The sequence below is a fragment of the Bacteroides congonensis genome (genome assembly GCF_900130125.1).
GTDB lineage: Bacteria > Bacteroidota > Bacteroidia > Bacteroidales > Bacteroidaceae > Bacteroides > Bacteroides congonensis.
Genome location: NZ_FQXY01000010.1, coordinates 857,247 through 869,643 on the forward strand (window position 1 = coordinate 857,247; position 12,397 = coordinate 869,643).

At 45.3% G+C, this 12,397-nt stretch carries 5 protein-coding genes and 1 pseudogene; 1 reads left to right on the forward strand and 5 read right to left on the reverse strand.

The genetic code is table 11. The annotated features are described in order from the left end of the window. Window positions 1–212: 212 nt before the first annotated feature. Window positions 213–1,892: a SulP family inorganic anion transporter gene (locus BQ7997_RS14730; RefSeq protein WP_073347035.1), complete on the forward strand. Its 1,680-nt coding sequence runs from the start codon at window positions 213–215 to the stop codon at window positions 1,890–1,892. A 159-nt stretch (window positions 1,893–2,051) separates the two neighbouring features. Here BQ7997_RS14730 and BQ7997_RS14735 read toward each other — a convergent pair whose 3' ends face one another. The 5 genes and pseudogenes from BQ7997_RS14735 to BQ7997_RS14755 form a co-directional block, all read right to left on the reverse strand. Then, window positions 2,052–4,934 (reverse strand): alpha-amylase family protein, encoded by a 2,883-nt coding sequence (locus BQ7997_RS14735; RefSeq protein ID WP_073347036.1) that lies wholly within the window; start codon window positions 4,932–4,934, stop codon window positions 2,052–2,054. Between the two features lie 32 nt (window positions 4,935–4,966). Next, on the reverse strand, window positions 4,967–6,100 hold the full coding sequence (locus BQ7997_RS14740; protein WP_073347037.1) for an acyltransferase family protein: 1,134 nt from the start codon (window positions 6,098–6,100) through the stop codon (window positions 4,967–4,969). 72 nt (window positions 6,101–6,172) lie between these two features. Continuing rightward, window positions 6,173–8,497: pseudogene (locus tag BQ7997_RS14745) on the reverse strand (glycoside hydrolase family 20 protein). 109 nt (window positions 8,498–8,606) lie between these two features. Continuing rightward, window positions 8,607–10,496, reverse strand: a complete 1,890-nt coding sequence (locus BQ7997_RS14750; protein WP_073347038.1) for a DUF5006 domain-containing protein — start codon at window positions 10,494–10,496, stop codon at window positions 8,607–8,609. Between the two features lie 29 nt (window positions 10,497–10,525). Then, window positions 10,526–12,397 carry a RagB/SusD family nutrient uptake outer membrane protein gene (locus BQ7997_RS14755; protein WP_073347039.1) on the reverse strand — a complete coding sequence of 624 codons (1,872 nt, stop codon included), beginning with the start codon at window positions 12,395–12,397 and terminating at the stop codon, window positions 10,526–10,528.

A 12,397-nucleotide genomic window follows, 5' to 3' on the forward strand; every position in this document is an offset into this window, starting at 1 on the left:
CGTAACTTGTCGTACTATTTACAACGCAAATATAAGCGAATTGTTCACAATAAACCACCTTTTCTTTATGAATAAAAACTATCGGATCATTGATGAAATCTATCAACAGACAAATAATATGCTGGATAACATACTTATTTCGATTATTTTATATAATTTTGCAACCTCTACTTTGCAAAAAAGACGGATAACACGTATAACAACTTATAAAAATGAAGCTATTTGAATTTAAACCCAAACTGGTTTCTTGTCTAAAGAATTATTCGAAAGAAACGTTTATGGCGGATCTGATGGCCGGTATCATCGTAGGTATCGTGGCACTTCCATTGGCTATCGCTTTCGGTATCGCTTCGGGGGTATCACCCGAGAAAGGTATTATCACCGCTATCATTGCCGGATTTATCATCTCCCTGATGGGGGGTAGCAAAGTCCAGATCGGCGGGCCGACCGGAGCGTTCATCGTCATCATCTACGGCATCATACAGCAGTATGGCGAAGCCGGACTGATTGTAGCAACGCTTATGGCAGGCGTGCTTCTTGTACTATTAGGAGTATTCAAACTCGGGGCAGTCATCAAGTTCATCCCTTATCCTATTATTGTCGGATTTACCAGCGGTATCGCCGTCACCATTTTCACTACCCAGATTGCTGATATCTTCGGCTTGTCTTTCGGAGACGAGAAAGTTCCGGGAGATTTTGTCGGGAAGTGGATGATTTATTTCCGTCATTTCGACACCATCAACTGGTGGAACACCATTGTAAGTATTGTCAGCATTATTATCATCGCCATTACCCCGAAGTTTTCAAAGAAAATTCCTGGTTCACTGATAGCGATTGTCGTTGTCACCGCTGCCGTTTATCTGATAAAAACTTTCGGTGGAATCGACTGCATCCAGACGATAGGCGACCGTTTTACGATTAAATCCGAACTGCCCGATGCTGTCGTGCCTGCTTTGGACTGGGAAGCTATCAGGGAATTGTTTCCGGTGGCTATCACTATTGCCGTGTTGGGCGCTATCGAATCATTACTGTCCGCTACCGTAGCCGATGGTGTGATTGGCGACCGTCACGACTCCAACACGGAACTTATTGCACAAGGCGCGGCAAATATCGTAGCTCCCTTGTTCGGCGGTATCCCTGCTACCGGAGCTATCGCCCGCACCATGACGAACATCAACAACGGTGGTAAGACACCGATAGCCGGAATCATCCATGCAATCGTACTGCTTCTGATTCTGCTTTTCCTGATGCCGTTGGCACAATATATCCCGATGGCATGTCTTGCCGGGGTACTAGTCATTGTATCCTATAATATGAGTGGCTGGCGTGTATTCAAGGCTTTATTGAAAAACCCGAAATCAGACGTCACCGTCCTGCTTATCACTTTCTTCCTTACGGTTATCTTCGATTTGACCGTTGCCATCGAAGTAGGATTAGTCATTGCCTGCGTGCTCTTTATGAAACGTGTAATGGAAACTACCGAGATTTCGGTGATTACCGACGAGATTGACCCGAACAAGGAATCAGACATTGCCGTACACGAAGAAAATCTCATTGTCCCTAAAGGGGTAGAGGTGTACGAAATCAACGGCCCTTATTTCTTCGGTATCGCTACCAAGTTTGAAGAAACCATGGCGCAACTGGGTGACCGTCCGAAGGTACGTATCATCCGTATGCGGAAAGTTCCGTTTATTGACTCCACAGGTATTCATAACTTGACCGTACTTTGTGAAATGTCACAGAAAGAAAAGACGACTGTCATCCTTTCCGGAGTAAACGACAAGGTACACCAAGTACTGGAGAAATCCGGTTTTTATGAGCTATTGGGTAAAGATAATATTTGTCCGAATATCAATGTAGCGTTGGAAAGGGCGAAGAGCCTGGTAAAATAGTGCTGTTTATCAGCAACTTGCAAGCCATATATACCGTGCGTATCGGGCATATAGTTCCAATGTGTACGGCATATATGACCTGCGTGTTGGACATATAGATCCAACACGCAGCATCTATATCTCCTACAAACAGGATATTATCATCATTTATTCTATTATTTATTTCAGTGCATTATCCTTGTTCTCCTTATAATCAAGAGCACGGTTTATTATCTTCAACCGGATAAGAGTACCACTCTCCAAAGAAGCATTCGCAATAACCGGAACCGCCTTAATATCCGGATTCACGATGGCTGCATCATAGACAGACTGTTCCAGGTCACCATTCAAATAGATTTTCAACATACCATTCTTCTCCCGACATAGAGAAACGACCAATTCCTTGCCGCTATTTACAGGTTGCCCGGATACGACTTTCAATCCTTTTACCACGAATACAAGCCTTCCGTCCGCATCCAAATCCACCAAAATATCCTTTCCCTGGCGTAGCAAGGAAACGGCCTTCTTATTGGTTTTCAAACGAAAGGACAGATTGAAATCCCCTCTACCGCTGATTCCCGTCAGAACAGGTATCTCCTGATCCTCAAAATAAAGGAAAAAGGTGCATAATGCTTCCGTATTTCCTGCATCATCTTTCACTCCTGAGATATTCAGGCGATATTTATCCCCTTTTTTCATCTCATGAGCCAATGCCAATGTCACGACACGCCTGTCCGCAGAAAGCGAAGCAGCGGTTACCTCATTTTCCGAAACAGAGAATATTCCGTCTTTCAGCATCACAGGTTCATTAAGCTCGACCGTCAGGGAAGTCGGAGAGGTGGTCTTCACTATCCGCAGAGCAGGGGCTTCCTTATCAGGCACGGTACTGAATTTCCAAATCCGCACTTCACCCGGCTGCAAACTAAGGGAGATTTGCCCGCCATAGTCAAACAAATGATTCTCCGTGTCCTCTGCCTTCTGTTCATTCGTCCGGTACGCCCACACAGAGGTACGATGCAATCCTTTCAATCCTTCGGGCATTCCGATAGTGCGGTCGAGCGGGAAGGTAAACTCTTTCACTTCATCGGACGGGTTGCGGACAGAAATAATCCCTTCCTGTCCCGACCATGCCGAATAGCCGTAAGGAGTTCCTTTCGCGGGAGTCCGCCCTATCAGTCTGGCATGTTTCAGAGTCTCATAGTTGTCGTTAATCCAATGTAGTACATCGGCATTTATCACCCATTTCTGTCCCTCGTTCATCATGTCATAGCTGTAATAGAGTTCCCAGAAAGCACTGCCGCGGGTAGCCATCATCATCAGGTAAGTGCGGAATTCATCATCATCCATCTTTCCGGCGAGATTGGCGGTATTGCCATAAATCGGGTCGTGGTTATAAAGATGCGCCAAAGGGAACTGGAACGCGCGTGTTTTCACAAAATCGAAATAACGGTCGTCCCTGTAAGACAAAAGCAGGTCGAGCTGTGACGGGCGTTTTACGTTCAGCCGCCCGATGTCCTGCGAGTTCTGCATCCACACGGAGTTTCCCCATTGCAGGAACCACGGGCTGGGGTTGACATAACACGTCAGGTTAATCCATAAATCATTCCTTTTCGCCCCGCGCTCGTTGCGCATCGCCTGAAAAATATCAATCCAGCGTTCCCAATGCTCGGTGACATAATACATTCCCTGATAACCGCCGGAGATATAATTCCCCTGCGGATCGGGTTGCGGCGGACGAACCAGAAAACCGTCCAGTTTCCAGTAATTCACATCAAACCGTTGCTGGCAGTCCAGAAAGAACGTTTTCAGTTTCTCGCAGTACACCTTATGGTTGGTACAAATATCACTTGAGTTGCGGTTGAGCTTTCCATTCCCGTTTTCTTCCAGAAACCGGGCGAACTTGATATAGTAATTATAACCTCCGCGGGGCCCCAGCCACAATCCGAAATTAGAGGACAGGCGGTGTGACAAACCCGAAGGCGTGTACAGTTCGTTCGGGAATTTGCTGTTGAACGACCAGAATTTAGCCTTGTTCTCTTCCTGCCACGGGCCGTAGGCATTCCAACCGTCGTCCACTACGTAAGAGTCAATCGGACGAACGCCGTTCTGCGTCAGTCCGCGTTCCACTTCACGGAAAGAGCCGAGGATATTGTTCTCGTTGATGTCGAGCATAAAGTCATACCACGAGTTATACTGGATACGGAAGTCTACCGGAACGGAAATATCATGGATATAACTGAAAAAGTCCGTCTGAATGACATCCATATCCGTACTACGGGTGGCACCGGTCACTTCTTTCCAAGTGGTAAACGTCCCGCTGTCCGCCAGACGGGCTTCCGAAGCAAGCATCTCAAAGCTCTTTCCCGAATAATAGCGGATACGTACTTTCCGGTTGCCGTCAATCTCCGTCTCCGAAGCCGGAAATTCAAGTCCGAAGAACATGCCCTGTATGTACACCGGTTGCCCCAAAGATATGTAATATCCGCTGACACCGCCCACTCCCTGTTCCATCACCGGATGCGTCCAGACGGCATATCCGGCGGGAAGGTTCATCGGCTCGAAATCAATATAATCCAGACATGCCAGATGACGTTGCGAATCGGGGACGGTGATTTCCAGATATTTCCTCATATAGTGCTTTCCTTCCTCCAGTGTGAGAACCATGTTCACCTGCCAGTCCACCTCCTGATGGCGGAAGCCCTTATAATGGAAAACCAGCTTCTTGCCGCCCTTCCCTTCATCCGCGACCTGTATTTCCTGCAATGAAAGAGCGGAAGAATAAATATCCGAAACCAGTGAATCCGCACTTAGCGTACGGATGACAAACTCTTCGGAAGCAGTTTCGGGAAGAATGCGGGTCGCTTCATTTCCCGTACGTTTATTCTCAATCGCCCGTGTACGGACTTTGCCGTCCGCCAATGAAAACTCACGGGAGAGAAACCCGTTACCAATCGTCACCATACTTTCCGTACGGGTGACATAGACTTTTTCCTTATCAGCCGCCAGGGTGGAAACAAAATATCCCCCCAACAGCATCATAAGAAAACATATTTGTTTAATCATGATATTCTTTTAATTTAAGTCGTCAAGTCATCTCAGACCTTTAAAAATAATCCGCGCTTATACATCACTCTCAACAGAAGAAAGACAATCAGATAATTGGCGAAGGTAAGCCATACGGAGTAATAACCACCCAGATATTGTTCGAGCCCGTAACTGACCGAAGCGGCAACGCAACGGAAATTCACGACCTCGCCCAGCAGATACGCCGTAATGGAATTCATACCATACACTTTCAGCCAGTTCAATCCCCGGGTATGTCCTTTATAATCAATCCAGTAATAGAACAAGGCCATCAGCAGAAAGCAATAGCCGCCGGAAAGCAGGGTCATGCTGCCTGTCCAGATACGTTTGATAACAGGCATCTGCAAACTCCACAGCAATGCCAGACCGACAAGAACAAGTCCGACAAACAGCAATGTCTGCACCACCCTTTTCCGGTTTGCCTTGCCCTCTTTCATTATCTTTCCGGCAAACGCTCCGAGCATAACGGTCACTCCGAATGTCAGGCTGCTCCATATCCATGTATAGTTGTAGGATGGCGAGAAGCTCCAGGTTCCGTCCTCATTCCAGAACACACCGTCACGGAAACATCCTAAAACGCATCTGTCCACTTGTTCCGCAAAGTCCCCCGCCGATGTGAAATCTCCCAGAAACGTCATCGGAATCCAGTAGACGAGAAGGAGCAGCAACGTTATCCCTACCTGCCACTTGAACGGGAAGTGCAACTGGATAACCGCAGCAATAAGATAACCGACAGCAATAGACTGCAACGTATTGGAATACAAATAAAGATGCATGGCGTCCAGACCGAGCAGGTTTCCCTGAACAATCATTCCGAAGATAAACAGGAGAAGGACACGCTTCAGGATTCTCCGGTACACAAGCCAATAACTTCCCGTAGTCCCTATATACTTCGATAGTGAGAACGGCATGGAAGCTCCTGTCATAAAGAGGAAAAGCGGCATCACCAAATCCCAGAAACGGAATCCCTCCCAAACCTCATGGTCAAACTGATAAATTATGCTGTCGAGAAACGGCATATTCATCTGCCGTGCCAACGCTCCGAGTACAGGTTGAAAAAAGACCAGGAGAAATAGATCGAAACCTCTCAGAATATCCAATGAGGCAAGACGGGTGGAATTGTTTTCCGGTAATTTGTTCTTCATAAGTATAACTTTTATATAAACTTGATTATCGTTTCATCCAATGTCACTTTATTCATGCCTGCACCCTTTGCCCTATTCCAGTATCACTTCGTCAAAAAGGATTCTCGACGCCTGTCCCGGCCGTACATGAGATGCCGGACAAACTCCCGGGCCTTTGGCTGTCACACGTACATAACGCGCTTGTGTACCTCCCAGCTTCAACGGCAAGTTTTCTATGAAGTTCCCTTCACGGAAAATCTCTTCGGGCGTGAAGCTCCGCACGGCGGCTTCGCGGAAACCGGAGTTGTCATCCGAAACTTCCACTTTCACGGATGCCGGCTTATGGATAGCCATCCCATTGTTCGTGATGCACCCCAACGTCAGCGTGTTCAGCACTGCCGGCTTCAGCAGGTCAATCGTGAATGAGACAGAATCATTGTCCGTCCATGAGCACCATTCGGAATCCGAATATTTCAAGCTTCCGCGTATCCCGTTCGTCAGGAGCTTTACAGCCGGACTGTCTCCCAGTACAGGTTTGGCGGTAGCCGGATTCCACCGGACAGGGAGTATCAATGTTTTTCCCATCTGCCTGCCTTGTGCAAAAGTAGCACTTTTCAGTGTAAGCGGCTCTCTTACAGGCACTATTTTTTCGTAAAGCGGTGAAGTTGCCGTAGGCTCGCTTCCGTCCGTCGTATAATGTATCTCCACGTCGGGGCGGATACATTCCAGTTTCACTTCGAGCATCCCGTCGTTTGGAGTGACCGTATGCTGGATATTGTACATCGAACGGGCGTAGACGATGCCTTTGGCTGTAAGATGTTCATTATAGGTATCCAGTCCTTTCAGGAATGAAGTCCAGCCTTTGCTCCCGGACTGCGTCCATGCCACTTCCGCAAGGGCGGCCAGACGGGGAAAGAGCAGATAGTCCACATCTTCCGGTTTGTTGCAGAACTCCGTCCATAAGGATGCCTGTACGCCCATGAGCAAGGAAGCATATTCCGGTTTCCAGTCCGCTTGCACAGGTTCGTAATCGTAGATGTCTTTCAGCGTGTTGTTGCCGAAATAAGTCTGGGGTTCGAACCATTGCGGGCCTTGATAGCGGATGAGGTACATGATGCGGGCAGGTGTCATGATGAACCGGTGTCCTTTTTCCGCCGCTTTCATGGCAGCCGTGCCGAGCCCGCGCCAACCTTGGATAATGACGCCTTCCGGCAGGAAACTGCTGTTTGTCAGTTCGTCCCAGCCTATCACTTCGCGTCCTTTGCTGCGTACATAGTCGCTCATCCGTTTCATGAAATAACCTTGCAGGTCTTCTTCGTTGGCAAGATGCTCTTTCTTCATGCGCTGTTGGCAAAGCGGGCATTTCTTCCAATGAATTTTCTGTGCCTCATCTCCTCCCAGATGAATATATCGCGAGGGGAAGATTGCCATCACTTCGTCCAGAACATCTTGCAGGAATATATAGGAACTATCGTTTCCGGCACAGTAAATCACTCCCGAATTTCCTCCGCCCAAGCCGGGAATGACTCCAATGTAGCTGTTCACTACGGGACAAGCCAGTTGCGGATAGGCAGCCAGTGCGGTGTTGCTATGGGCGGGCACGTCTATTTCGGGGATAATCTCTATCTGGCGTTCGGCGGCGTATGCCACCATTTCCTTGATGTCTTCCTGCGTATAGAATCCGCCGATAGGGGTGGGTTCTCCCGGTTCGGCGTTGCGGCGAAAATAGAAAGGAACGTCCATGCGGTTCACTCGCCATGCGCCTACTTCCGTCAGGCGGGGATATTTCTTGATTTCTATCCGCCAGCCGTTATCATCCGTGAGATGGAAATGAAGCGTGTTGATTTTGAGCATGCCCATGCAGTCGATGATACGCATCACGTTCTCTTTGGGAATGAAGAAGCGGGCGGCATCCAGCATCAATGCCCGATAGCCGAAGCGCGGCTCGTCCTGAATGGTTACTGCGGGAATGCTCCATTGGATATTCTCAGCCCGATGGTTGCCTTCGACAGCCGACGGCAACAGCAAGCGGATGGTCTGCAATGCATAGAAGAAACCTTTGATATCCGATGCCTTTACTTGTATCTGCTCCGGAGTAATCTCCAACTGGTAGGCTTCGCTTTTTAAAGAAGAGTCAGTCGCGAAACGGACATGACTCTTCTCACTTCTACCTATTGCCAACTGTGGGGTGATCCCCGAGCTTCTCTTCAATAAGTTTATAAAGTTGCGGACGATGACAGCCTGCTCGTGGTTCTCTACCGAAAACAAGGTTCAGGCGGAGAAGGTGAAGTTACCCTCGCCCGGCACTACCTGTACAGGATGGGGAACTATTGAAATAGGGGGCGATGTCAAGTTGTCCGCGCATGCACCTGACATGGATGCAAACAGCATACAAATGATTAAGATGTATTTCGTCATGGTTTGATAGTCAGTGGGTTATTAAAAAAATTCGCAAGTGCCTCTTTTGCCCCTTTTTATTGAAGACTGAATAAGGCACTTGCGAAAATTTAATTAGGAGAGGTTAAGATTAATAGTACTTATTACCATTCCTAGTCCTTCCACCTTCATATTCTGATTTAGATGTCTTATTAATATAAGTACGAATCCAATCAATTTCCATACGGGGAATAGCAGGATTATCACGGTCTTGGTCATAATTAGTGAAATTAGCGAAGCCGGTATCCCAACCCGGATTAGCAGTCCATACACCGTTAGTTGTTGTTCCATTACTTTCGCCAAGTGCCCATGGACTAGGTGCCCCCATAGTAAGAATGAATTTCAGTCCCTTTGGATTCTTTTCATTTGTGAACGTCCAATCTTCATCTTTCCATTCACTTTTTTTCAAACAAACAGTTTCCTCACCATTAATACCCATTGCAAGTTCCTCACCAGAACGCCATTCTAACCAATAAATATTCCAATCACCCATTTCTATCTCTCTATTGGCTGTTTTGCTACTCTTTTCAGTTGCACCAGCAGGTTTACCGTGGAACGTTTGGTGTGCTTTATTTCCTGCAGCAGAGCCAACAGGATTCTCAAGAATATCAATTTCCGAATAGTACTGTTGAGTTCCAGCCTCATCTGAAATCAACCACATCCCCAAATTAAAACCATTTCTTTCACCACGGAAACGAGCGCGAATCTCCATTCTACAACCTTCCAAAATCAATTGGTTATTTGATGCCCATGCCGATCCGGTTCCACATGCATAGAAAGCTGCAGTACCATAATCTCTTACTCCGCTTGCCGGAGCAGTAGCTGTTGACGGAACCTTCATCTGAATCATTCTCAAATATCCTTCATCTGTTATATTCGAGAATTGCGTGTTGATAACAGCTGCATTATTTTGTGCAATCACAGTATTACGAGCTGCCAAGAATTGAGGAACTTTATTATTCCATGTATTATTATCACTCCACATAGGCGGAGAAACAGAAATACCATGAAATTCCCATGCATTATAGAATTTCCAACCAGCAGCAGCTAAATCAGCATTTGGATGTTCATTCATCTCCTGCATTTTTACAGATTGCAATCCATATAACTCATCAACTTTTGCTTTATAATTATCGCTTGAAGCAAATGGAATTGCCGGATGTTCGTATACCCAACGCTCGTCAAGAAGCTTACTCTTCATTGCATCAACCTCTTTCATTGTTACTTCTATTTTCTCATTATCCAATGGATAGAGGACATCTTCATCAGTTGAGAAATTAAGAGTTAACTTTTCATCCTGAGTCAATTCAGGATTATGTATGGTCTTAAACGTCACCTCTCCCGACTTTGCTCCAGCTTTCAGTGTTAACTTAATAGGAAGTGGAGACTCATAAAACCTCTTCTGATCCTCCGGTATGGTTATATTAATATCCATATCACTCGTCACTGCAACAGGAGCCTGTGCTTGAACAGTAAATGTTTCACCTTCATTAATCGCATTATCCGAATTGTTTTTCAACGATACTACAGTATAGTGGTGGTCGGAAACGACAATAGGCACAGTAGGATCTGTCATTGTATACCCACGCACAAAAGATATCACATTCACGTACAATTTCGCTTTAGGCTCAAGACCATTATCAATAATTGGCAATTCTATATCCATCGACTTTTCTCCTTTTGGGAAAGTTACCATCGAAGGGAAAGACTTAAAAAGTGTTTTTGATACATCCTTCTCACCATCCTTAGCGGTCAAATAAACGTCAAAGTCCTCATTGGAAACCAGTTCCGGATTTTTTGCGTCAAACACTTTTACAGTAAGTACCATCTTCTCTCCCATTACAAAGCTAGTAGCATTCGCTTCCACTTTCAAAGGTACAGTTTTGGGCAGTGCTAATTCCGCATCATCGTCTTTACAACCTACAAAACCTATTATTAGCAGGCAAACAGGCAGAAATCTATATAATATTCTTTTTATCATAACAATTTGGTTTATTAAAAATAAGACAATTATTCGCTAACATTCTCCCAACCCGGATTCTGATAAATCTTATGATTCATCTGCAACTCATCCGGCGGTATCGGTAATAAGTAATCACGGTTCAAATCGAATAAATATCCATTCGGTAGAATTTGCTGCAACGGATCCATCCATTTATCACGATCTACCACTATCGGCAACAATGATTCAGTGACTTCTTTGGGTGGGAAACTTTTATACAGAACCCCGTCTTCTCCCAGATAAGCTCCTCTGCCACGTCCATCCGCTCCTTTCAATATGCCGGCTTCCGCCCAACGCATCAAATCATCCAGACGAAAACCTTGAAGCGATAATTCCGAACGTCTTTCACGACGAATCTCTTGCAGCAAAGGAGTAAGTCCCTTAAATGAGAAATTAGGATCCGCCACGGGTGTTTTATATTCTACCCCTGCTCTTTCGCGTAATGGCTTCAACGTTTTAGTCAACACATCATCAGTACATTTATTTAGTTCTGCTGCAGCTTCTGCATAACAAAGTAATCCTTCAGCATATCGGAACAAAATAATGCCAGTCTCACAATTACCAGACACATAAGTCGTATCAATACCCAAATTAATATGGAATCCTGTAACATTCTTATACTGATTGGCACTTGTCAAACTCGGACGACGAATATCTTCATTCTTCTTTTTTATTTCTTCCTCGTCAGCACCTGTAGAATCATAAGCTCTGACATTCATAGGCTTATTCGCACTTGAACCTGCCGAAGAACGGAATTTAGAACCTGCATGCATAACCGTAGCAAGAAGCCTTCCATCACGACCTTCAAACATATTGTTAAAGTCCTTATATTTTTCCGCTGCCGGATCAATAAACGTACCATCTGTATTCAAGAAATTGTCTACAAGCGATTTGGACAATCCTGACGGTCCCACATTGTCAACAACACCACCAGCCAATAATTGTCCTATCACATGATATACACCGTCAGCATCAGAATATTTCTTCCAAAATACCGCCTCGGGTACTGTAGAATAATCTTTTTGATTAAATAAGTGTGCAAAAGCATCCTCTATATTTTTGGCTTCTTTGTCAGTTGCTTTTGTATTCAATGTCAAGTTGGCCGGAAAGAGATGCTGATCCCCCCAATTCAACACTTCTTGATAGAACTCTGTAGAATTATCTTCTGTTGCAAACTTTGTCCCACTATGATATTTCTCCCAAGAACCTTCATAAAGGGCCACTCTCATAGCTAAAAGTGTAGCTGCTTCCTTATTGACACGCAGTCCCGAATATTTACTGCGAGAAAACAGGTTTGCTCTTTCTTCAGGAAGTTCACCAATAGCAGTCTTCAAATCATTCAATATAAACCGTGCCACATCAGAACGTTTAGTAGCGGGAATCTGTAGGCCTGCGAGTGTTGCATTCCCATCCCAAAAATCATCCATAATGGGTATATCTCCGAAACGCGTCAGTAAAAAGAAATACCAATATGCACGAAAAAAGTACGCTTCACCTCTAAGAGAAAGAACTTCATCGTTTTCCTCTGTACCAGGTACTTTATAATACTTAAAAAAGTAGTTTACATTACGCAGATTTTCATAGCCCTTTTTCCATTCATCTGCACCACTAAACAGATTGTTTTCACCATTCGGACGTTTATCGTAATTTTCTGCCAAAATGTTATCACTATTTACTTCTTCACCTCTTATACTTATACCAAACTTAGCTGGTACCGGTAATGAACGATATAGACCATTTATATAATTTTCTGCCTGTTCCCGCCCCACTAGAAAGCTTGTATTATCGGGTTGAGTCAATGGCAACCGATCCAGAAAATCAGAACAGGATGACAATACCAGCCCCATAAAAGTAGCCAGGATAAATATTTTCTTATTCAT